At 73.6% G+C, this 22104-nt stretch carries 22 protein-coding genes and 1 pseudogene; 4 read left to right on the plus strand and 19 right to left on the minus strand.

Translation table 11 applies throughout. From position 1 onward, the window contains the following. Nucleotides 1-30 precede the first annotated feature (30 nt). From ABT106_RS01535 to ABT106_RS01545, 3 genes are all read right to left on the minus strand, one after another. Nucleotides 31-1128: a hypothetical protein gene (locus ABT106_RS01535; RefSeq protein ID WP_351270647.1), complete on the minus strand. Its 1098-nt coding sequence runs from the start codon at nucleotides 1126-1128 to the stop codon at nucleotides 31-33. A gap of 94 nt (nucleotides 1129-1222) precedes the next feature. Beyond that, a complete protein-coding gene (locus ABT106_RS01540; protein WP_351270651.1) occupies nucleotides 1223-2317 on the minus strand; it encodes a phosphoenolpyruvate carboxykinase (ATP) in 1095 nt (364 codons plus the stop codon). A gap of 138 nt (nucleotides 2318-2455) precedes the next feature. Beyond that, on the minus strand, nucleotides 2456-3157 hold the full coding sequence (locus ABT106_RS01545) for an SDR family NAD(P)-dependent oxidoreductase (protein ID WP_351270653.1): 702 nt from the start codon (nucleotides 3155-3157) through the stop codon (nucleotides 2456-2458). Between the two features lie 203 nt (nucleotides 3158-3360). Here ABT106_RS01545 and ABT106_RS01550 point away from each other — a divergent pair, with 203 nt between their 5' ends. Continuing rightward, a complete protein-coding gene (locus tag ABT106_RS01550) occupies nucleotides 3361-3951 on the plus strand; it encodes a P-loop NTPase family protein (protein ID WP_351270656.1) in 591 nt (196 codons plus the stop codon). Continuing rightward, a complete protein-coding gene (locus tag ABT106_RS01555) occupies nucleotides 3948-4922 on the plus strand; it encodes an aminoglycoside phosphotransferase family protein (protein WP_351270659.1) in 975 nt (324 codons plus the stop codon). Before ABT106_RS01550 ends, ABT106_RS01555 begins: the two co-directional genes overlap by 4 nt. A 21-nt stretch (nucleotides 4923-4943) precedes the next feature. On the opposite strand, the gene ABT106_RS01560 is transcribed toward ABT106_RS01555, so the two are convergent. The 14 genes from ABT106_RS01560 to ABT106_RS01625 form a co-directional block, all read right to left on the minus strand. Next, nucleotides 4944-6086, minus strand: coding sequence for a hypothetical protein (locus ABT106_RS01560; protein ID WP_351270662.1), 1143 nt, complete (start codon nucleotides 6084-6086; stop codon nucleotides 4944-4946). 90 nt (nucleotides 6087-6176) lie between these two features. Next, entirely contained in the window at nucleotides 6177-6986 is an 810-nt protein-coding gene (locus ABT106_RS01565; RefSeq protein ID WP_351270665.1) for a histidinol-phosphatase, read from the minus strand. Nucleotides 6987-6989: 3 nt separating this feature from the next. Then, complete coding sequence (locus tag ABT106_RS01570; protein ID WP_351270667.1) at nucleotides 6990-7778, minus strand: SDR family NAD(P)-dependent oxidoreductase; 789 nt, start codon at nucleotides 7776-7778, stop codon at nucleotides 6990-6992. Beyond that, nucleotides 7775-8782: a hypothetical protein gene (locus ABT106_RS01575; protein WP_351270670.1), complete on the minus strand. Its 1008-nt coding sequence runs from the start codon at nucleotides 8780-8782 to the stop codon at nucleotides 7775-7777. The genes ABT106_RS01570 and ABT106_RS01575 overlap by 4 nt, the downstream gene beginning before the upstream one ends. Further along, complete coding sequence (locus tag ABT106_RS01580; protein WP_351270673.1) at nucleotides 8779-9969, minus strand: methionine adenosyltransferase; 1191 nt, start codon at nucleotides 9967-9969, stop codon at nucleotides 8779-8781. Before ABT106_RS01580 ends, ABT106_RS01575 begins: the two co-directional genes overlap by 4 nt. A 36-nt stretch (nucleotides 9970-10005) precedes the next feature. Further along, nucleotides 10006-11073 (minus strand): inositol-3-phosphate synthase, encoded by a 1068-nt coding sequence (locus tag ABT106_RS01585; RefSeq protein WP_351270676.1) that lies wholly within the window; start codon nucleotides 11071-11073, stop codon nucleotides 10006-10008. A gap of 103 nt (nucleotides 11074-11176) precedes the next feature. Next, nucleotides 11177-12193, minus strand: coding sequence for an NAD-dependent epimerase/dehydratase family protein (locus ABT106_RS01590; RefSeq protein WP_351270679.1), 1017 nt, complete (start codon nucleotides 12191-12193; stop codon nucleotides 11177-11179). After that, entirely contained in the window at nucleotides 12190-12633 is a 444-nt protein-coding gene (locus ABT106_RS01595) for a type II toxin-antitoxin system RatA family toxin (protein WP_351270680.1), read from the minus strand. Before ABT106_RS01595 ends, ABT106_RS01590 begins: the two co-directional genes overlap by 4 nt. 34 nt (nucleotides 12634-12667) lie before the next feature. After that, the gene (locus ABT106_RS01600; protein WP_351270683.1) at nucleotides 12668-13840 is read right to left on the minus strand and encodes an acyl-CoA dehydrogenase family protein; all 1173 of its coding nucleotides are present in this window, start codon (nucleotides 13838-13840) and stop codon (nucleotides 12668-12670) included. Nucleotides 13841-13987: 147 nt separating this feature from the next. Then, complete coding sequence (locus ABT106_RS01605) at nucleotides 13988-14641, minus strand: HAD family hydrolase (RefSeq protein WP_351270686.1); 654 nt, start codon at nucleotides 14639-14641, stop codon at nucleotides 13988-13990. Between the two features lie 48 nt (nucleotides 14642-14689). Next, the gene (locus ABT106_RS01610; protein ID WP_351270688.1) at nucleotides 14690-15472 is read right to left on the minus strand and encodes an ABC transporter permease; all 783 of its coding nucleotides are present in this window, start codon (nucleotides 15470-15472) and stop codon (nucleotides 14690-14692) included. Beyond that, nucleotides 15465-16553 (minus strand): ABC transporter ATP-binding protein, encoded by a 1089-nt coding sequence (locus ABT106_RS01615; RefSeq protein ID WP_351270690.1) that lies wholly within the window; start codon nucleotides 16551-16553, stop codon nucleotides 15465-15467. The genes ABT106_RS01610 and ABT106_RS01615 overlap by 8 nt, the downstream gene beginning before the upstream one ends. Further along, a complete protein-coding gene (locus tag ABT106_RS01620) occupies nucleotides 16543-17109 on the minus strand; it encodes a hypothetical protein (RefSeq protein ID WP_351270692.1) in 567 nt (188 codons plus the stop codon). Before ABT106_RS01620 ends, ABT106_RS01615 begins: the two co-directional genes overlap by 11 nt. After that, nucleotides 17106-18149 carry a hypothetical protein gene (locus ABT106_RS01625; RefSeq protein ID WP_351270695.1) on the minus strand — a complete coding sequence of 348 codons (1044 nt, stop codon included), beginning with the start codon at nucleotides 18147-18149 and terminating at the stop codon, nucleotides 17106-17108. The genes ABT106_RS01620 and ABT106_RS01625 overlap by 4 nt, the downstream gene beginning before the upstream one ends. Before the next feature lie 240 nt (nucleotides 18150-18389). Here ABT106_RS01625 and ABT106_RS01630 point away from each other — a divergent pair, with 240 nt between their 5' ends. Both ABT106_RS01630 and ABT106_RS01635 read left to right on the plus strand, forming a co-directional pair. Beyond that, a complete protein-coding gene (locus ABT106_RS01630; RefSeq protein WP_351270698.1) occupies nucleotides 18390-19655 on the plus strand; it encodes an aspartate aminotransferase family protein in 1266 nt (421 codons plus the stop codon). Between the two features lie 85 nt (nucleotides 19656-19740). After that, nucleotides 19741-20691, plus strand: a complete 951-nt coding sequence (locus ABT106_RS01635; protein WP_351270701.1) for a class I SAM-dependent methyltransferase — start codon at nucleotides 19741-19743, stop codon at nucleotides 20689-20691. A gap of 126 nt (nucleotides 20692-20817) precedes the next feature. Here ABT106_RS01635 and ABT106_RS01640 read toward each other — a convergent pair whose 3' ends face one another. Both ABT106_RS01640 and ABT106_RS01645 read right to left on the minus strand, forming a co-directional pair. After that, nucleotides 20818-21198 (minus strand): IclR family transcriptional regulator, encoded by a 381-nt coding sequence (locus tag ABT106_RS01640; RefSeq protein WP_351270786.1) that lies wholly within the window; start codon nucleotides 21196-21198, stop codon nucleotides 20818-20820. Between the two features lie 183 nt (nucleotides 21199-21381). Beyond that, a pseudogene (locus ABT106_RS01645) lies at nucleotides 21382-21849 on the minus strand (helix-turn-helix domain-containing protein); the annotation flags it as partial. Nucleotides 21850-22104: the final 255 nt, after the last annotated feature.

The following is a 22104-nucleotide window of genomic DNA, read 5'->3' on the forward strand; positions in this document are numbered from 1 at the left end:
CCCAGGTGGTCGACGGAGCCTGGCGGCCCCTCAGGCGGACTTGTTGTTCTCCCCCGCGGGTGCCGTACGGCCCTTCGCCCACTCCTGGAGAGGCAGGTGGTGCGGGGCGGCGGCGCGGGCGGTCATGGCGTGGAGCAGCTCGCGCAGGGAGGGCAGGCCCGGCTCCGCCTCACGGGCGCGGAAGCAGTACTCGTTGGAGATCTCGGCGTTCCAGGCCAGGTTCTCGTGCAGTTCCTCCCGCAGCAGACCGAGGAAGTCCGTGCGGCCGACGAACGCCGCTGCCTTCTCGCGCCCGGCCCGGATCTCGGCGAAGGCGAGGTCGATGAGGTCGAGCCACTCCAGGACGGCATCGGCGGCGTCGCGCTCCCCGGCCCCGAACGCGTTCAGCTCGGCGAACCGGTGCGTCAGTTCGGCGGGCAGGGTGAGGCGGGCGAGGAAGCGGGCCAGGTACTTCGGATTGCGGTTGGTGTTGCCGTGGACGTGCGTGAGGCCCCGGAAGGTGTCGACGCCCAGCTTCCGCGCCGCGACCAGCGCCGACGCGTGGTCTCCCTGCGCCCACATGCCGGCCAGGTCGCGGAAGTCGGGGTAGCTGCCGACCGCCGCGCGGAAGGCCGTGTAGGCGACCTCTCCGGGGCGCACCGCGGCGGTCAGCTCCGCGTACGCGGCGGCGTTCGTGAGCGGGACCCCGTAGGTGAGGCGCGACAGGAGGCGGAAGTCGACGGCCGACGCCGCGAATCCGGAGGACTTGCGAGCGCGGGTCCGCATCTGGGCGTAGAGCCGCGCGTGCGAGGCGAGGAGGGCGGAGACCTCCTCGGCCGTCCAGTATTCGACGTCCACCCCGAGCAGGCTGTGGGGCAGGTAGTCGAAGCTCGCCTTCACCCGGTCGCCGCTGGTGTAGTACCGCATGTGCTGCTCGCGGGGGAAGGTGTCGCGGTGGAACCGCTCGTCCTTGGACCGGGCGATGACGCAGAAGTCGAAGTCCGAGGACGGGGTGCCCGAGCCGTCCACGAGCGAACCGGACAGCATCAGGATGTCGTCGTCGGCGAGGTGGATCTTCGCGAGGACGGACTCCTCGTCGAAGTCGTCCATGCCGGTGACCGCGGCGACATGTGTGCGGAAGGAGAGCACGGCTGCCCTGCCCCTCTCTGTCGGGTGCGACGGCCCGGCCGGTGACCGGCCGGGTGGATGGGGTGGGTGGGGTGGGTGGGGTGGGTGACACCCCCTAGGTGGGTTGGGCGCGGGGAACCGAACGCTGCCCCCCGTGGCGGCGACCGCGGCGTACCGACGCCGCCGGCACCCGGGTGCGGAGGTGACCGGCGAGCCGTGCCACCTCCCGGCTCGCGTCCTCGAACGCGTACCGGAAGCGGAAGGCGGGCAGCGCCGCGAGGGCGTCACGGGTCCGGCCGGCCGCGGCGGCGTCCGGTGCGTGGCCGAAGATGTTGAGGTGTTTGTTGGGCAGGCCCAGGACGTGCCGCTCCAGCAGGCCGGCGCGCTCGGCCGGCGGTACGTCTGCCGCGCCGGTCTGCGACGGGTCGTCGGCGAGGCTGAGGTGGACGATCGCGTCGACGGCCGCCGACCGGCCGATGCGGGTGTCCAGCAGGGCCGCGTACTCCCAGGGGTAGATCAGGGCGGTCCCGTGCTCCTCCACGCCCGACGCGCGCAGGCTCCCCAGCGTCTCGTTGGCGGGATGGGTCAGGGAGGACCGGGCCGCCCGCGCCGCCTCCCGCCCGAACAGCAGGTCCAGGGTGTCCAGCCGTACCGAGACGGACCGCGGCCACCCGACGCCGAGGACCCCGCCGCCGTCCGGTTCCGCCGTGAGGCTCACGTCGTCGTTGCACACCATGACGCCCGCCGCGTGCAGCACGCTCGCCATGACGAAGGTGGTCTTTCCGGCCCGGCTGCCGCCGACGAGGGCGACGCCCAGCCCGTCCAGTTCCACGAGCCCGGCGTGCAGGAACACCATGCCCTGCCGGCTCGCCGCCGAGCGGTGGATCGCCCGGGTCGCCCGCAGGAGGGACTGGGTCACCCACGCCTCGCCCCGGGGGGCCAGGTGGTAGAGGGTCCTGCGGGCGTGGTCGACCGCGTAGTGGACGCTCTCCTCACCCTGCGCGGTGACCGTCTCCGGCCGGGCGCCCGCCGGTGGCGCGGTGTCCGCGACGACCTCCCAGGCGCCGGGCGGGCAGGGGCCCCGTTCGAGGGACAGGTAGGGGCGGGCGAGGCGGTCGATGTACCCCGCCACGGACGGCGAGCACGTCAGGCCGGTGCTCTCGGCGTGCGAACGGACGGTGTACCGGTGTGCGGGTGCGCTCGGTGTCATGCCGCATCTCACCCCCGTGTCTGGGTGGGGGCCCGTGTCGTGCCGGGTCCCGGTCTTCTCGGCCGATCATGACAAGGACGGCCGGACCTGTCCCGGGCGATTCCGCAGAGCGGAACGGAGATGGCATTCGGCCGGCATTCAGCCGGTTTCCGGCACCATCGGCCCGCGGGTGTCCCAGCCCAGTTCGCCGAGCCCCCGGAAGAACCTGCCGTTGGACCGCGCGGCGGGCACGCCCAGCAGCCGCACCAGGTCGTCGGCGGCGGGGGCGGGCTCGCCGGGGGCGTGCGGTGTCCCCATGCCCGTACGGATCCATCCCGGGCAGTACGCGAAGGAGGCCAGGTCACCGGGGGCCGCGGCGAAGTGCCGGGCCACCGAGAGGACCAGGGAGTTGGCCGCCAGCTTGGACGACCGGTAGGCGAAGGAGGCCCCGTCCGCGTCCTGGAGGCGGCCCATGCCGGAGGAGACGCAGACGATCCGGCCCGAGCCCCGCGCGAGCATCCCGGGGGCGTAGCGCAGGACCAGTCGGGCGGTGCCGAACAGGTTGACCTCGAAGGTGTCCCGCAGGTCCTCCGGGGTGAGCGAGAAGAGGTCGCCGTAGCCGGACCGGGGATCGTCCAGGTAGACGCCCGCGTTGCCGACCAGCACGTCGACGTCCTCGGCGGCGAAGAGGTCGTCGGCGAGCGGCTCGCGCAGGTCGACGACCCGGTAGTCGTCGACGTGGTCGCCGCGCGGCGAGGGGGACAGGCCCACGCCCAGGACGCGGTAGCCGGCCGCCCGGAGCGCGCGGCACAGATGGACGCCCAGACCGCGGGAGACACCGGACACGAGTGCATTCGGCATGGCGGCGAGCGTAGCCGCCGGCCGGGGATCTGTCCGTACCGCGGGGGCCGGTTCCGGCCTTGGGGCGCCCGGTTCCGGCCCGGCGCGACCGTTTCCGGCCCGGCGCGACGCGGCCCGTCCCCCGTGCGCCGTGTCGCCCGGCGGACCGGCCGGTTAGTCTGGTGCGCCCGGTCAGGGGACACCCGAGGAAGGGGAGACGTCGGATGCACACGCACCGACTGCTCGTCACGGGGCCGAGCGGGGCGGGCAGTACCACGCTCGCCCGCGCGCTCGCCACCCTGTGGGCGGCGGCTCACGCGGACGTGGACGACTACCTGTGGCTGCCGACCGTCCCGCCCTACACCCACAAGCGTCCCGTCGGGGCCCGTCTGGCGCTGATGGACGCGCTGTTCGTGCCGCGCGCCGCCTGGGTGCTGTCCGGGACGCTGCGGGGCTGGGGCGACGACGTCATCGCGAAGGCCGACGGCGTCGTGTTCCTGACCATCGACCCGAAGGTCCGGATGGACCGGCTGATGCGCCGTGAGGTCGTCCGGTACGGGGACGGCATCGGCTCCGGCGGGGCGCTGGAGGCGGCCCACCACGACTTCATGGACTGGGCGAGGGGTTACGAGGACACCGACGTGCCGGGCCGCCGGTCCAAGGACGAACGCTGGCTGGCGGGGCTCACGTGCCCGGTGCTGCGGCTGGACAGCGCCCTGCCGCCGGACGAGCTGGTCGCCGCGGTGACCGACTGGTTCGAGGGCGGTCCGGAAGCGGGCCGGCCCGAGGGCGGTGCGCCGGGCCGCCCCTCGTGACGCGCGCCGCGCCGCCCACCGTCTCCGGGGTCCTGGAGCTCATCGCCGCCGGACAGGCCGAACTCCTCGACGGCCGGGGCCTCAATTCCTCCTACCGGGTGGTCTGGGGCCGTCGGGCGCTGTCGGTGAAGGTGCACTGCGCGGAGCGGTCCTCCGCCGCGGAGTTCCGGCGGATCGGCCGTGTCGATGCGGCCCTGCGCGGCGCGCCCTGGTATCCGCCGGTGCTCGCCCTGGGATTCCGCGGGGCGCGGCGGCCCGGGCTGGTGGTGGTGCGTCCGTACGCGCCCGGCGCCCCGGCGGACGACGCGCGGCGGCACATCAACGGGGTCGTCGACGTCCTGGCCGCTCTGGCGGCGCGTGCGGAAGGGGTCCGCGCCGAGGACGCGCTGGTCGGGGACTACGCCTCGGCGTGGCTGTCCGGAGCCCGGTCGGAGCGGTCGCTGGTGGACCCGCTCCTGACCGGTGAGTGGCGGGGTCTGGGCCGCGCCATGGACGCGCACCTGCCCGGACTCCGGCTCGCGGCGGCCCGGTTGACGAGTGCGGACGGCCTGCTGGTGCATCACGGCGACCTGCACGGGCGCAACCTGATAGCGGACGGTCCCGGCCGGTTGACGGTGATCGACTGGGACGAGGCGGGCTTCTCCCGCCGTCCCGCCGACGCGGGCAAGGCGCTGTGGCTCTCCTGCCGCAGGGGGCGGGGTGACTTCGCGCTGGACCAGGAGGCGGTGGCCCTCTTCCTGGGCCGGCTGCACGGCCGGCTGGGCCTGCCGTACTCCGGTGCCCGCGATCTGGCCCGCCTGGGCGCCCTGTGGTTCCTGCCCCGGCACGGCCACGTGACCCTGCTGGAGCGGCGTGACGCGAGCCTGGGGGCCTGGTACCTCGGGTGGCTGACGCGCTTCTGGACGCGTTTCCGCGGGAATCTGGACCTGGTCGCGCGGACCGCCGCGGAGCTGGAGGCGGGTGCGTCCTGAACCGTGTGCCGGCGGGCGCCCTCACCGGCGGACGCGGTCCTCGAAGTCGGCCGCGAGCCGCGCCACATCGGCGGCGCTGCCCACGGAGCAGCGCAGCACGGGCAGTTTCGCCAGGTGTTCCAGGAAGACGCCGACCGAGGGGGGCGCCGCCCGGCGTCGGACGGGGACCTCCAGCCAGTCCTCGCCGTAGAGGTTGTCGTCGAGGGAGAAGCAGTTCCGGGTGATCACCTCGGCGGCGTGGGCGGCGCTCGCGGGGGCGAGGGAGTAGCCCGCCTCGCGGTCCACGCGGGGCAGGAGCACACCGGCCAGCGGTGCGTTCGGCACGACCCGGACGCCGAGGTGGCGGCCGACTTCCCGCGTGCTGAGCTTCAGTTTGTCCTCGCCCTGGAACCGGTCCCAGTCCGATCCGGCCGGCGGGAAGCCCGCCCGCACGTTCCAGGATCCGAAGTCGGTGACGCCCATGACGTCGAGGGAGCCCTTGTTGACCGCGAGCGGCAGCGGACAGGCCGTCACCTGGTAGCCCGGTCCGCGCTGGTCGAGGTGCATGCGGTCGTTGCCCATCCAGCCGGCCGAGGGCAGCAGCCTGGCCAGCGCGATGGCCGTCGTCGACTTGCCGGCCCCGGAGTCACCGATCACCAGGTAGGCGCCGTCGTCGTGCGCGAAGGCGGAGGAGTGCAGGACCAGTGAGCCCTCGGCCTTGGCGATCCTGGTGGCCACGTCGCGGATGATCCGGGTGAGCCAGCGGTCCCCGAGCCCGGACCGGGGGCGCACCAGGGTCATCCGCCCCTCGGTACGGATCAGGGCGGCCACCTCGTCGGAGTTCTGGTCCCGGAGCACGAAGACGGTGTGGCCCTCGCCGTCGAAGCGCGGCTGCCGGTAGTGGCGCGTGAGCTCGTACACGCCGTGTACGGCCGTCTCGGCCGACCGCTGGAGCAACTCGGCGACGTCCGAGGGGTCCTGGGCCACGTCGGCGATCACCAGGTCCGGCTCCCGCTCCGGGCCGCTCTCTCCGACACCGAGCATGCCCGGCAGGCTGAAGGTCTCCGAGACCAGACCGTCGGCCTCGGGTGAATTGGTGACGATCCTCAACGTCTGGTCCCGCACGCGCAGGAAGCGGGTGGCCGCCCCGTCCGGGTCACGGGATACGAGGTCACTGACAAGCATGGGGACTCCACGGGGAACGGTCGGGAACGTGCTGCGAGGTGTCGGGGGCGGCGGTCAGGAGGGCAGCGGAGAAGACCGCCGCGGCGGCGGTCAGAACAGCGGGCGGGTCACGGGGGTGCCGCGGCGGAACACGGTCCAGGTACGGAACCCGATGTCGCCGAGCACCTTGGCCACCTCCGGGTACTGGTCGGCCACCCGTTCGGGGACGTGCGCGTCGGACCCGAAGGTGATCGGGACCCGGAAGTGGTGGGCCCGTTCGAGCAGGTCGAACTCGGGATACCAGCCGCCGCACCTCTTGGTGCCGCCGGAGGTGTTGATCTCCATCACCGCGCCGGAGTCCCGGATCGCGCGGAGCATCTCGTCGGAAGCGGCGGGCGCGGGAGCGGCGCCCAGCCGCGGGTGGTTGCCCTTCAGCGCGTCCACGTGGCCCATGACGTGGAACAGGCCGGACCGGGCGCAGGCGGCGATCTCCCGGAAGTAGCGCGACTTGACCGCGCCGAGGTCGTCGTCCCCGACGTTCTCCCAGCGGGTCACGTCGAAGATGTCCCGGCCCTCGAACATGTGGACCGAACCGATGACGTAGTCCAGGGGGTACGCGCTCAGCGCCTTCGTGTACGCGTCCATCCGCCCGCGGAAGAAGTCGGCCTCGGTGGAGACGAGGATCTCGATGCTGCCCGCGAACTCCTCCTTGAGGGAGAGGGCCTCGGCGATGTAGGAGGGGAACTGTGACTTCGGCATCGCCACGCGCGGCAGCGCGTGGTCCTCCTCCTCCGCGAACATCGGGGTGTGGTCGGAGAGTCCGAGGACCTTGACGCCGCGGTCGAGCGCTGCCGTGACGTAGTCCCGCAGCGTGCCCGTGGCGTGCCCGCAGCGCTGGTGGTGGGTGTGCAGATCGATCACCGCTCACACCGCCAGGTATCCGCCGTCGACCGGCAGGTCGGTGCCGGTGATGAAGCCGGCCTCGGCGGACAGCAGGAAGGCGATCGGCGCCGCGATCTCCTCCGGGTCGGCGAACCGTCCCAGCAGGAACTTCCCGCCGTGTTCCGGGGCCGCCTCGGCCGACGCCCGGTCGAGGCCGAGGGCCTCGCGGTGGTGACGCTCGTTGTTGGCGTTCCACACCGTCCCGGGGCTCACCGAGTTGACCCGGACGCCCCGGGGGGCCAGTTCCTGGGCCGCGCAGCGGGTGAAGCCCAGTACCGCCGACTTGCCGGTGTTGTAGGTCAGGTATCCGCTCTGCGCGATGTGCGCCGAGACGGAGGCCATGTTCACGATCGCGGCTCCGGCCGCTTCCCGCGGCAGTCCGGCGACGAACTCACGGGTGACCAGGGCCAGTCCGATGATGGTGGGGTCGAGTGCGGCATGCCACTCCTGCGGGGTCGCGTCCAGGCCCTTGAAGACGAAGCCCGCGGCGAGGTTCACCAGCAGGGTGGGCGCCGGCCAGCCGGCCGGCAGACCGGCGAAGGCCGCCCGTACCGTCTCCTCGTCGACGACGTCGCCCACCGCCAGGCTCACCTCGTGACCGTGCTCGCGCCACGCCTTCACCGCGGCGCGGCCGTGCTCGGCGCTCTTGTCGAGGACGAGGACGCGGCATCCCTCCGCGCACAGCCTCCCGACCACCGCGGCGCCGATGCCCTGGGCGCCGCCGGTCACCACGGCGGTGCGCCCGGCGAGCCCCCGTTCGAGGGTGTTCATGTCGTCCCCAGCCCCTTTCCTGCGGTCCATGCGCGTACGTGGTCGAGCGCGTCCTCGCGGCGCAGCCCCTCGGTGGCGCCGTGCGGCGAGAAGGTCTCCCCGGAGTCCCCGGTGAGGTTGCGGTCGTCGGCGAACTCCGCCGCCGAAGCCTCCGGCACGCCCCGCTCGGCCAGGCTCGCGCCGAAGGCGGTGCTGCCGATACCCCGCCCGTCGGCCGCCGCGAAGTACCGCCAGGTCTGGAACATGCCCTCCAGGTGCCCCGCCGACAGGTGGACGGCGTTGCGCCCCTCGGAGACGGCGATGCCCTGGTCGCGGGCCAGCGCCCCCAGAGCGCCGCGCAGGGAACGTGGGGCCGCCCGCGCGGGATGGAGCGCTCCCAGCACCTCCCCGCGCAAGTCCGCGATCTCGCGTCGGCTGTGGCATTCGAGGAGCGCGACGAGCGCCCCGGATCCCGTGTAGCCCTCGGCGAGGGCCGGCAGGAATCCGTTCAGTACGGTCACCGGGCGGCCGTTCAGCACGGTCACCGAGGCGTACGAGCCGGAGCCCAGCCGGTGGATGCCCGCGCCCCGGCAGCGTTCGTCCAGGGCCTGGGGGGTGAGGGCGGCCTCCCGGGTCATCGCCTCGTAGGCCCCGAAGACGTCGCCGGTCCCCGTCGCGCCCGGCAGCGAGCGCAGTTCCCGCCGGGCGGCGGAGGTGAGGGCCGCGGGCCCGTCCGCGGCCAGCCGGTGCAGGCGCGGGTAGTGCAGGAGCAGGTACCCGCGCCGCGCGAACTCCCCCGCCGGGACGACGGCCGCGCGGCGCACGTCCGCCTGCGCCTCGCCGAGCACCCGTACCGCCTCCGCGGCCGCCTCGGGCGCCCCGGCCGGCGTCATCACCTCGGGCTTGACCAGGACCACGAAGTGGCTGCCGGTCGCGGGCGGGGCGGTCGGCGGCGGCCCGGTGTCCGTGCGCGGTCCGGTGGCGCGCGCCCGCGCGACGAGGGCGTGCGCCTCCCGGGCGGTCACCACAGCGTGATGCCGTTCTCGATCAGCTCGACCGTCAGGTCGGCGGAGCCCGCGACGGTGGCCTCCACCAGGGCCCGCAGGGCCGGCTCGTCCGCGTCGGGGGTGGTCACGACGACCTCGTCGGGGTGCTCGAGCGGGGCCTCCTTGGAGGTGAAGATGTGGACCTGCGCCGGTCCGCCGAACTCCTCGTGGACCTGCTGGGCCAGCCGCATGGCCATGACGTTGTAGATCTTCCCGGTGTGGTCGAGGGGGTTCTTGCCGGCGGGGGCCTCGATGCTCATGGGACGCATGGGGGTGATGAGGCCGTTGACCCGGTTCCCCCGGCCGACGACGCCCACGTCGCCCGTGTCGGCCACGGACCCGAGCGCGGTGAGGTAGGGACGGCCGTTGCGGTCGGTGGCGTTCACCAGGAGCCGGACGTCGCGGATGCCGAGGGAGGCGATGTACTCCTCCAGTTCCTCCCGCACGACGGCCTTGCGCGCCAGGTAGTGGTCCATCGACTCGATGCGGGCCGCCAGGAAGGGCATGTTGACGACGAGGCTGAAGGCGTCCCGGCGCCTGCTGCCGAACACTTTGACGTCCCAGCCCGAGTCCGGGTGCCGCTGCTTGAAGGAGGCGCCGTTGACGAGATGCTCCAGCCCGAGCACGACGCTCTCCAGCCGGGACAGCGGGGCGTAACCGTGCAGCAGGTTGGTGTCGTTGGACACCAGCCCGCCGGAGCGCAGGGGTACGAGGTCCCGCGGCGAGGCGGGCTGGTAGCGGGAGCGGCCGCGGCCCGAACCCTGGTGGTCGACGACACCGAGCTCGACGACGAGGTGGCGGGTGGCGTCGAAGCCGGTGGTGACCTCCGCCAGGACGTCCGCCGCCGCGCGGAAGACGAGTTCCTGTACGGGTATCTCGACGGCCCCCACCCGGAAGGCGGCCTTCCCGAAGACCATCACCCGGTACGGCGAGGTGAGTTCGCCCCGCCCGTAGCCGGTGTCGGCCCCGCCTCCGTAGAGCGTGACCTTGTCGAACCAGTGGTGGGCGACCCCGCCGAACTCCTTGAGGCAGTGGAGGGAGTAGAAGCGGGACATGCGCTCCGCGATGGCGTCGCACATGGTGTCCGGGTGGCCCACTCCCTTGCGCTCGACCAGCTCGTAGGGCAGGTCCTCGACCGAGCGGGAGTCCCGTTGTATGGACAGCATTGACCGTCTCTCTGTTCGGTGACCGGGGGGGGCGGCTCAGGAGGCGAAGTCCAGGAACGCGGTCCTGGCCTCGGATTCGGGCAGACCGTGCGGGGGGCTCTTGAAGAGCAGCGGGGAGGGGCCGTCCACCGCGCCGGACAGGCCCCGGTCGCCGGCGGTCTTCGCGGCGCGCACGGCGTTGGCGATGACACCGGCGGCGTTCGGGCTGTCCTCCACCGTGAGTTTGATGTCGATGCGCACCTGCGAGCCGAGCACGGACTTCGCCGTGATGTTGGCGAAGCACAGCTTCGTGTCGGCGAGGTGCCCGATGAACCCGGCGGGGCCCGCGACCCCGTCGACGTCGGTCATTCCCGCCGCGCGCAGCGCGTTGGCCTTCGAGGTGAACTTGGAGGCGGAGCGCGCGGTGTCCGCGAGGTTCAGGAAGTCCGTGTTCCCGCCGACGTTGAGCTGGTAGGTGCTCTCCAGCTCCAGGCCGCGGCTGAGGAGCAGCTCGATGAGGGTGGTGTGCAGGCAGGTGGCGCCGAGGTGGCTGCGCAGGTCGTCGCCGAGCAGGACGACCCCCGCGTCGGCGAACCTGCGGCTGAGGTTCTCGTCCCGGGCCAGCTCCTCCGGGGTGCAGTTGACGACGGCGGTCCCGGCGGTGAGCGCGGCCTGGGCGAACATCCGGATGGCCTGGGAGGCGCCCGTGGGCAGGGCGATGACCAGGACGTCGGCCTCGTACTCGACGAGGGCCTTGGCCACGTCCTCCGGGGTGGCGTCCCGGGCGGCGGTGGCGACCGGGATGACCGCGCCGAGCGGGCCCGCGAGGCCGTCGAGCACGGGCGCCGGGAGGACCGGGGCGTCACGGTCGGCGCCGAGCGCGGTGAAGCCGGTGGCGGAGATGGCGGGCGCGGTGAACGCCTCCGCGAGGGGCAGTCCGACCTTCGCCGCGTCCACGTCGAACGCCGCGACGATCCGGACGTCGGCGAGCCGGTAGCCGCCGAGCGTGTGGCACATGAGTCCCGGCAGCCTGGTGTCCGGGTCGGCCTGCGCCTGAGCGGCGAACTGGGCGAAGCTCCATGCGCAGTTGCCTGCGCCGGCGAACGCGACGCGAATGTTCTTCATGGCGGTTCTTCCTTCCTGGGCGAACGGCGGCACTCCGGCCCCGGCGGGCCGGCCTGCACCTTCGGTCAGTTCCCCGCGGCGCCGTGTCCGCGGCGCGTACCGGTCAGGTCCGCCACGGCCGGGGGATCCGGCGGGCGGCGCTCGCGTGGGTCTGTGCCCAGCGGCGGATGGAGCGGTGGAGCACCAGGGCGGTGTCGGGCACCCGGTGGGTGATCTCGAACGGTTCCGTGACCGACAGGTATCCCTGGTAGGCGCGGAACGCGGTGACCCGGAGCAGTTGCGCCCGGTCCAGGTGTTCCTCGGCGAAGGGCAGGTAGAAGCGGTTCCACTGCTCGGGCGTCATCGACGGCAGGCGCTCCAGCGGGGGCACCCCGTGTTCGCCGCGCCAGGTGTTGAGGGCGGCGCGGACCGTCTCGAAGGCCGCGGCCACCGGCTGGGCCCGGTCGCCGCGGCCGAGGACCGACAGTCTCGTGCCGGCCGGCGGGCCGTCGCCGACGAGCCGTGTGACGTGTCCGGCCACGTCGTCGGTGCTGACGATGTCCAGCAGGGCCTTCTCCTCGGCCACCATCGCCGGGACGGCGCCGCTGCACAGGGACGTGGGCAGCCAGAAGAAGCCGCTGTAGCGGTCCAGGAGTCCGTCGGCCCGGGCACCCATCACCACGGGGAAGCGGACGATGTCGGCGCTCCGCCGTTCGGCGTGGACCAGGCGTTCGGTCGCGGCCTTGGACCACTCGTACGAGTTGCGGTAGGACTCCGGGGAGGGCGAGGTGGTGTCCCCGGCGAGGCCGGTGGCGTACGAGGAGGACAGGTGGACGAGGTGGGTCCGCGGGCTGGTCAGGCCGAGCACCGCCCGCAGCGGGGCGACGTTGGCCTGCTCGGCTTCGTCGAAGGGCAGGTTCCAGCGGGTGTCGGCGGCGCAGTGCACCACCGCGTCCCAGGGGCCGCGCAGTGCGGGCGGCGGGGCCTCCCGCCCGGCCTGCCAGACGTGCTGGCGGGCTCCGGTCCCCCCGCGGCGGCTGACGCCGTGGGGCCGGTGTCCCGCCGCGGTGAGCGCGCGCATCACGGCCCCGCCGACGGCGCCGGTGGCGCCGGTCACCAGGACGCGTACGGAGGCGGTCACGAGACCGTGATCCGGCGCTCGATGGCACGCAGCATGTGCTCGGAGTTCTCGCGCAGCGCCTTGGCGGCGACCGGGTTCAGCATGTCGGCCAGCAGCGGTATGCCGATCTCGAAGTCGACCGAGAAGACGACCACCGAGGTGCCGTCGCCCCGGTCGTCGACGCGCCAGTACCCGGTGAACTCGTCCAGGTCCCCGGACGTCTGGGAGAACGACATCACGCGGTTCGCTTCGTCGAGTTCGTCCTCCTCCACCCATTCGAGTACGGAGCCCTTCAGCAGCACCGACCACGCGCTGGTACGGGCTCCGCTCTCGGAGGCGCCGAGCACGGTGACCGATTCGACGTTCTCCATGTAGTCGGCGTAGTCCTCGAGGCGGGTGACGGCACGCCAGGCGTCCGCCGCCGGGGCCTTGATGGGCAGGTTGACCTCGACGTGGGGCATCGCGGTGTGTCTCCTTCGGGCAGGGCTGGGCGGCTCAGGCGGCCGGATCGAAGCTGATCTCACGTCCCGTACAGAAGGCGCCGACCACGTCGTCGCACGTCAGCAGGGACGGCGGATGGTGGTGGACGGCGAGCGAGTCGACGAGGAGGGAGGCGGCCGCCTGCCCCTTTCCGTACAGGCGGCCGCCGATGACGGGCGTCACGGCGGCGAGCACCCGGTCACGGGTGTCACTGAGCGAGGCCCTGAGGCCGACGGCGGCCGCCAGCGCGGCCCGCCCCGCGACCGCGCCGGAGGCGACGTCCGCGGCGAGCTGGCGGCAGGCTCCGCCGAGGGTCAGCAGTTCCCGGGTGGCGCGGCCGAGGAGGGCGGTCCTCGGACCGTGGGTCCCCGCCCGGATCACCTGGCGGTACGCCAGGTCCAGCAGCCCGCTGAGGACACCGTGGTACGTGGCGCTCAGCAGGACCGCGAACCAGACCATCCCGGAGATCACGTTGTCGTCGATGACGTCGGCGGGGCCCCGGTGGAAGACGAGCCGGTCGTCCAGTTCCACGTCGCGCAGGACCAGCCCGGCCGTGTCCGAGCCGGTCATGCCGAGCGAGGACCACTCCTCACCGACGGTGAGGCCCGGGGACGTACGCGGGCACAGGGCGAGGATCGTGTCGTCGGTCCCGGTGACCCGGGCCGTCAGGCACACGAGGGTGGCCGTGGTGGCGAGGGAACAGGGGAACTTCGTTCCCGACACCCGGTACCCCTTGGCGGTCCGGACCGCCTCGGAGCGGCTGCTCATGAAGTTGGGGCTGCCTCCGGGCTCGGCGAACGCGGACGCGACGAGGGCGCCGGTCCGGGCGATCCCCTCGAGCAGCATCCAGCTGGAGTCCCGGTGGCGCCGCCAGTAGTCGGCCATCAGCCCGACGGTGAAGGCGTGCATGTTGAGCGCGATCGCGGCCGACGGGTCGGCCATGCCCAACGCGCGTTGCGCGGCGGCCACTTCGACGAGGGTCGCGCCCGCGCCGCCGAACTCCCGGGGGATCGCGAGGGCCGCGTAGCCGTTCGCGGCGAGGTCCCGGATCCGGTCGGCGCCGCAGGCGCCCTCGCGGGGCGGGTCCGGCGTCCAGAGCGTGCTCCAACCGGCGTTCAGGAGGGACAGGTGGGGGGCGGCGTCGGTGTGGCCGGCCCCCTCCGTCGCGTCCGCGGCGGCATGGGTCATGCCTCTCCCCTCGGGGTTCGGTTCCGTACGGATCGTCGATCGGTACGGGATGAACACAATCAGACGACGGCGGTCTTATCAGCAAGTGTTTCTTTGTGCGGAACACGAATCGGGGGGAATTCTCCGTGGCGCCTGACGAATCGTTTCTCAGAGTTCCAGGAGGGCCAGGAGCCGAGTCGGATCCGGGTGCGCGGGATTCACGTGGACCGTGTCCCAGCCGAGTGCGCGGGCCGGCTCGATGTCGAGTTCCGCGGAATCCCCGACCATCACGCGCCGGTCGAACCCGCCCGCTCCGATGAGCCGGAATGCGCGGGGGTCCGGCTTTTTCGGACCCCCGTCCGCCGTGAACAGGGCCCGGTCGTACACCTCGGGCACCTTCAGCCCGTACAGGAGCCTTCGCATGAGGGGGCCGGGGAGGTAGCAGTTGGACAGGAGGCGGACGGTGTGGCCGGCCGCGGCGGCGCGGGACATCGCGTCCGCCATCGGCGCGCACAGGGTGTACTGGCCGGGATCGGCGCAGCCGAGGGCCCGCCACAGCGCCTCCTCCAGATCGGCGGTCCCCCGCGGTTCGCCCCGTTCCCGCAGGGCCGTGTCCAGCAGGCCGAGGGTCGGCGGCTGGGGCGCGGAGGGGTCGGTCATCGCCGTGAGGAGGGCGTCGAAGACCGTCCGCACGACCGCTCCCGCCCGCCGCGGGTCCAGGGCGAGCACGTCGGCGAGGCAGGCGGTGAAGTGGTCCGCGCCCGGGAGCGGACGGGACAGGACGACGGTGTCGAAGCAGTCGAAGACCACGACGGCGGGCATGGCGTTCCTCCAGGAACGTCGCGGGGTGGGGGCTTCGGCGGCACGGCCTCACGACCACGAGAGCTTGCGGTGGTGGACCCGGAAGAAGAGCAGGGTCACGACGGTCAGGCCGGCCGCGAACGCGCACAGCACGCCGGCCGGGAGCAGCACGGCTCGCACGCCGCCGCCGTCGAGGATGACGGTGGAGAAGCCGCGCATCGCCCAGTAGCTGGGCACGCCCGGGGCGAGCGGGCGCGCCCAGTCCGGCAGTGCGGACAGCGGGGTCAGCGCGCCGCCGAGGCCGGCGAAGAGCAGCGCGAGGAGGTTGGCGAAGACGCTGAGCTGCGCGATCGTGCGGCAGAGCGCGACCAGCGCCATGCCGGCCAGGACCACGCACAGCGCGAGGGGCACCCCCACCACGACGAGCGCGGTCCAGGGGCCCCGTACCCGCAGTCCGAACAGCAGGCCGCCCGCCGTGAAGACCACGGCCAGTTGCGCGACCGCGACCGCCAGGGGCACGACGATCCGTCCCGCGACCAGCTCGAACGGTCTCGCGGGTCCCGCCCGGAGCCGGTCCCAGGTGTTCCAGCCGTGTTCCCGGAACATCGCGAAGCCCATGACGGTGACGAGGAAGAAGAGGAACATCACCGCCATGCCGGGCACGCCCTGTTCGGCTCCGGTGGCGTCCTTGACGTCGCCGGCCCGCAGCGCCGCGCGGAACAGCGGCTGCATGAAGCCCATGATCAGCAGGGGCATGACCGTGCGGACGACGAGCGGCGCGGGGTCGCGCGCGAGGAGGCGTACGTCCTGCCGGACCAGTGCGGCGATCCGGCCCGGCGACCCGTCACCCATGGCGCCCCGCCTCCACGGTCCGGCCGGCCGGGGGCTCGGTCGCACCAGCCGCACCGGTCGCACCGGGCACACCCGTCGCATCGGCCGCGGCGGTTTCGCCGAGTGCGGCGGGTGCGCCGGGTTCCCCGGGGGCCTGGGGCCGCTGCCCCGTCAGGGCCAGGAAGACGGTCTCCAGGCTGGGCCGTAGCACCCGCAGGTTGACCAACCGGGTGAGCGCGTCGCCGAGCGCCGCGAGCACCTCGGGGGCCGCGAGGTGCGGCTCCCGGGCGTGCACGCGCAGCGTTTCACCGGCGCGGGTCACCGGCCAGGGAACGCGCAGGGGCGGCGGGGCGCCGGAGAAGGTCAGTTCCACCGCCCCGTCACCGTGCTCCCGGACCAGGTCGGCGATGGTTCCGCGGGCCACCAGGCGGCCGTGGTCGAGTACGGCCACGCTCGCGTGCAGGTCCTCGACCTCGCCGAGGTAGTGCGTGGAGTAGCAGACGGCGGTACCGGCGGCGGCCAGCTCGCGGACGTGGGCGAGGAGCCGGGCCCGGGTCTCCACGTCCACTCCGGCCGTCGGCTCGTCGAGCAGGAGGAGCCTGGGCCGGTGCAGCAGGGCCATCGCGGTGTGCACGCGCCGCTGTTCGCCCCCGGAGAGCCGCCCGACGCGGCGTTCGAGCAGGCCCGCGAGGCCCAGTGGTTCGGCGGCCTCCTCGATGCGCCGGTCGGCCTCCCGGCGGCGCAGCCCGGCGAGTTCCGCGAAAAAACGGAGGTTCTGCCGCACGGTCAGCGGCGGGTACACGCCGAGCTCCTGGGGGGCGAGGCCGAGCCGCAGCCGGGCCCGGCGGGGTTCGCGGGCCGTGGAGACGCCCAGCACCTCGATCTCCCCCGCGTCGGGCCGCAGCAGCCCCGCCACCAGGGACATCAGCGTCGTCTTGCCCGCGCCGTTGTGTCCGAGCAGGCCGACGACCTCACCTTCGGCGATGTGCAGGCTGACGTCGTCCAGGGCCGTCACGGAGCCGTACCGCTTGCCGACGCCGCGCATCGCCAGCGGCGGCGGCGCCCCGTCCGGGGCGGTCGCGGGGAACGGATCAGTCGACACGGCGCGTCCACGCTTCCGGCAGGAGGCCGGGGAGGCCGAGGCGCTGGAGGTGGGGCTGCCAGGTACGGGCCAGCTTGAAGCCCTTCATGAGCCCGCTGCCGGACCGCACGTCGGGCAGCGGCTCGCGGTATCCGAGCAGGGCCTCGGTGTCGCGCAGGTGGTCCCGCAGCCGCTCCAGCCATTCCTCGCCCCGCCCGGGGTCGCCGGTGGCGGCTTCCCGGCCCCGCGCGGCGAGCAGCAGCCCCGCCTCGACCTCGTCGGCCGGGACTCCGGCGAAGGGGTCCGAGGCGGCCTCGTCGCGCCCGTAGCTCAGCTCGCCCTCGGTGCGCAGCCCCCGTACGGACAGCGAGAGCTGTACGAGTTCGTAGGCCATGAGTACGGCGACCTCGGTCTGGCCCGCGGCGGTGGCGCCCTCGATGTCCTCCAGCCGGGCCCGGCAGCCGAGGAGCAGCCGGGCGGCGCCGTGCGCCCGGAACGCGAGGAGCCGGCGCAGGTCGGTCGGGACGGCCTCGCCCGGCGCCGGGCCGGCCGGGACGGCGGTGCCGGGGCGCGTCACGCGGGCACCTCCGGGCCGGGGTGGGCCATTCCCAGCCACACCATGTCGCCCGCGAACAGGGTCAGCAGCTCGGCGGGGAGCGCGGAGCCGGCGGGGCCGGACCAGAGGACCGCGTCGCCGTCCTCGTGCGGCAGGTCCGACCGGAGGACCTCCAGCGCGCGCAACTGCCATCGGTCCACGACCGTACGGTCGTCCAGGACGGTCGTCGCGACGCCGGTGGACCAGCGCAGCACCGCGTGGAGGGGGGCGGCTTCGCCGGCCAGGCGGTCGACGAGGCCGAGGCAGTGCGGGACCCTCTCCCGGGGGTCGAGGGGCGGGGCCAGCGCGTCGCCGAGGACGGCCAGGCCCTCGGCGTCGTCGAGGGCCTTGAGCTTCTCCCCCACCCACTTGGCGGGGAAGTACGCCTGCCCGCCGGCCGCCGCCCGCGCGTTGAGCGCGGCGACCACCGCTTCCCGCGCGCGGGCCGCCGCCGCCATGGGCTTGGCGCCGCACAGCCAGCGGGCGGCCTGGGCGAGCCGGTGCGCCTCCACCGTCCACCACTGTTCCACCACCTCGGCGAGCCAGGGGCCGCGCAGGGCCGCGTGCCAGTCGTCCCAGGGCGGCGCGGCGACGAGCGGCAGCCCGAGGGCGAGCCGGTTCGCGGTGTTGAGAGCGCGCCGCCGGTGGTTCCAGCCGGACTCTCCCACCGAGGCGAACCGGGGCCAGGGCTCGGTCCGCAGGGCGGCCGTGGTGTCCCGGACGGCGCTCGCCCGGCGGATGTTGACGTCGATCAGCGTGCCGTGTTCGTGCGACTGGACGGGGAAGCGGGTGAGCCGGTCGTTCTCCACCAGGACGAAGAGGTCGAGGTCGCTGCGATGGTTGCCGAACCCGGCCAGCACGGATCCGGCGGCGACCGCGAGCGCGGGACTTCCCATTCCCTGGTCGGCCTCGCGCCGCACCGCGTCCCAGGTGATTCCGCGTTCGTCCAGAAAGGCGTCCAGGCGGTTTTCCAGTATTCCCGGTCCGGGAAATGCGTCGGCACGTGCCGAAGTGGTCTCCATCGAGTTCGGTGCACCTTTCCGATGCGGCTGCCGGCGGGGCGTCGGGATGTCGCGACGTCGTGATGTGGAACTCCCGCGACGGCCCCAGCCTTTCAGGGGCCGACGGTCCCGGCAATGAACGTTCCGGCAGCCGGAACGCGACTTCTCAGCGGCGGAGCGGAGCGATAGAACCGTCCCTGGACGGATTCCCATCACGCCCGCGCCGGATCGTCGGGGCCGGGCGAGGAGAGGACGGAACCGATGACCGCGAGCGACGGACACGGGGCCGCCCGGGGCGCGCTCGAGGCGACGCGCAGCCACCAGTCCCCTCAACTCGCCCTGGTGTACGGGATGAACGGCTCCGGGGCGATCGAGATGCGCGGCGAAGGTGCCCGCCTGTTGCTCTCCGACGGCCGCACCGCCCTGGACTTCGGGAGCTACGCCGTGACCCTGCTCGGGCAGCGCCACCCGGCCGTCCTGGCCGCCGTGCGCCGCGAGCTGGACGCGATGCCGGTGTCGACCCGGGTCCTGGCCAACCGTACGACCGCCGAACTGGCCCGGCGGCTGGCGGCGTGGGGCGATCCGGGACGGCTGACCAAGGTGTGGCTGGGGCTCAACGGCTGCGACGCGGTCGAGGCGGCCCTCAAACTGGCCCGTCTCGCCACGGGCCGCACCCGCGTGGTCGCGGTCGAGGGCGCCTACCACGGCAAGTCCCTCGGGGCGCTCGCGGCGACCTGGAACACGCGCTACCGGCGCGCCCTGGAACCCCTGCTGGGCGGTGTGACCCACATCGCGACCGATCCGGCGGCGATACCCGCGGCCTTCGCGGCGGGCGGGGTGGCGGCGGTCATCGTCGAGCCGGTCCAAGGGGAGGGCGGGGTAAGGCCGTTGGAGCCCGCGTTCCTGCGGGCGCTCGCCGACGCCGCGCACGCGCACGGCGCCTTCGTGATCGCCGATGAGATCCAGACGGGGCTGCGCCGGTGCGGGCCGCGGCTGGTCAGCACCGACGCCGGGATGCGGCCCGACGCGGTGCTCCTCGGCAAGGCGCTCGGCGGCGGAGTGCAGCCGCTGTCCGCCGTGCTGGCCACTCCGGAGCTGTACGCCCCCCTGTCGGCCGACCCGTTCGCCCACACCACGACCTTCTCCGGCCATCCGCTCGGGGCAGCCGCCGCTCTCACGGCCCTCACGGCCGTGGAGGAACTCGCCCCGCGCGGAGCCGTGCTGGAGCGGCTGCTCGCCGACGGCTTGGACCGGATCGCCGGCCGGCATCCCGGGCTGGTGACGCGGGTACGGGGCCGGGGGCTGCTGTGGGGCGTGGAGTTCGCCACTCCCGCGGCGGCCGGGGACGTCCTGATGGAACTAGGCCGCAAGGGGCTGGTGGTCTCGCCGTGCCTGGGCCGTCCGGAGGTGCTCCGGCTGCTGCCGCCGCTGGTCGCCTCGGACGACGAGGCCGAGGAGGCCCTCGCGATCCTGGACTCCGTGTGCGGGGCCGTACCGGCCGAGTTCCGGCCCCCGCAGCCGCGGTAGGCGTCTCCCGCCGCCGCGCTTGAACGTCTCCCCGCGCCCCGCCCCGCGCGAGGACCGCCGTACGGACCCACCGAGGAGCATCACGATGCCGGACACCGGACCGCACACCGCGGACCACGACACCGGGCCGGGGCCCGGTCCCGCACCGGGGGCGAGGACCGGAGCCTGCTCACCGGGCGGACAGCGAGGGGTCCAGTCCCGCTACCACCGGGAGCTGTTCCCCGCGCTGCACGACTGGGAGCGCACCGAACGCTCCATCGTCGGATTCAGCGGCGAGGAGGGTCCCGCCGGACTGCTGGGCCTGGACCAGATGGGCCATTTCGGGCCGCAGGGCTGCGACCTGGTCGCCGAAGCCGTCCTCGCCCACGGCGGGGGGCCGTTGGAGGTGTGCGAGCTGGGCAGCGGTTTCGGCGGAGCGCTCCGGTACACGGTGGACAGGATCACCGCGGGCGGGCTGTCCGTACGGCGCGCCCACGGCGTGGACCTCGTGCCCGAGCACTGCGCGGTCAGCCGCAGCATCAACCGCGGTCAGGGGCGCGCCGGGATGACCGACATCTGCGCGTCCGCCACCGCGGTCCCCCTTCCCGGCGCCTCGCTGGACGTGGTGTGGGTCACGGGGTCGATGCCGCACTTCCCCGCGTCCGGCGAGGTGCTGCGCGAGGCCGGGCGGCTGCTGCGTCCCGGCGGCCTGCTCGTCCTGACCGAGGAGGTGAGTCTGACGCCCGGTGACGGGGAGCCCTCGGAGGCGTTCCGCGTCACTCATCCGCGCGGGGTGTTCTTCACGACCCCGCTCGGGGAGCGGCTGCGGGACCTGGAACGCGCGGGCTTCGCGGACGTGGTCCGCGGTGACCTGACGCGGTGGGCGGTGGCGCTGCTCACGGACCGTCTGAAGGTCCTGCGCGTGTTCCGCGGCAGCGTGGCCGGCATCTACGGGGCGGCGTCGGCCGATCTCATCCGCGCCACCCTGGAAGCGGCCCGGACGGAGTTCCTGGCGGCCAGGCTGTCGCCGGCGCTGATCACGGCCCGGCGGGTCTGACGTGGGCCGCCCGGTGCCCGGGCAGGGCGTCCGTGACGGCACGGGCGGACCACCGGGGCGGCGGTCCGGTACGGCCTGTCGCACCCGTGCGACGAGGGGGCCCGCACGGGTACGACAGGACTCGGCTCAGCGGGCCGGTGCCATCTCGGGGGTGCGTTGGAGCGCGCGGGAGACGGCGGCGCACGCCGCCCTCAGGTGCGAGACCGCCCCGACCAGCTGGAGCCGCCCCTGCGGACCGGTGACGGCCAGGGCGCCCACCGCCGTGCTCGACGCCGTGAGCACGGGAGCCGCGATGCCGACGGCGCCGGTCGCCCCGCGCACGGCCACGAACCCCTGGTGCCGCACCCGTCCGGCTTCCCCTTCCGCCTCCTCCCACGCGGCCGGGAAGGGCAGGGGGCCGGCCGCGAACGCCTGGAAGATCCGGGTCGCGGCCTGCACCGACGCCCGGGCCTCGTCCTCCACTCCGAGTTCGGTGCCCGCGCCGGGGGCGCGGCGTACCGCGTCCACCAGCGCCGCGTCCGGGCCGGACGCGTCGGAAATGAAAATGAAAGCGCTCCCACGAGTGACGTGATGAAGTTGTTCGGCATAGGGAAAAGCCAGACTGCGCAGCGTGAGCTGCCGGGGAACGCGGGCGCCCAGCGTGAAAAGAGCGACGCCCAGCCTCAATCCCCGCTCGCCCCGCTCCAGCATTCCCTCCTCGACTAGTTCCGAGATGATCCGGTGAGCGGTCGCCTTGGGCATATCGGCTCTGCGCGCTATTTCAGACAACTGAAGTTCTGGTTCACCCGGCCGGAAGCAGCGCAGAACGCTCAGGCCGCGCGCGAGCATCGAACGAGTGTGCTGAACGGACAAGGACACCTCCCGTGAGGGCCTGGTGGAGGGGGGATGAGCGCGCCGTGACCCTGCGTCGGCGGGTGCGCCGACTCCCCGGTCCCACCTATCGCGCTTGCGGAGAAGTCGAATGCGGGAGCCGTTTCCCGGCGATGAAAGTGCCACACGGCACACGAAAGCCGGCCCACTCCCAGAAACACGGCCCCCTTTCGCCACCTTCCGTATCACCCCGAGCGGCACCCGAGTCGGGAGCCGAAAGATGTACGGGAAGAAAACTGTAGCAGCGCGCGAATAGTCACCATGACTTTGCCACCGCGATCCAGTCATTCTTCGTCTGTTTATGAGGAGGGGTTTACCGGTACGACGCCCCCCGTCGGCGCAGGGAAGGGCACGTGGGACCCGTGCAGCGGGCACGGATTCCCCGGGCTGCCCACAGCGGACAAATGACGGGAACCAGTCATCCCGTGGCACATCACCGCGCACCTCACGGCCGGACCTCGCCGGACCTCGCCGGCGCGCAGCTCCCCCCGACCGCCGACGCGTCCGGCGGGCAGCCCGCGGGTAGGGACGGACCGGGCGGCG

The sequence above is a fragment of the Streptomyces sp. NPDC002044 genome (assembly GCF_040296725.1).
Lineage (GTDB): Bacteria > Actinomycetota > Actinomycetes > Streptomycetales > Streptomycetaceae > Streptomyces > Streptomyces antarcticus.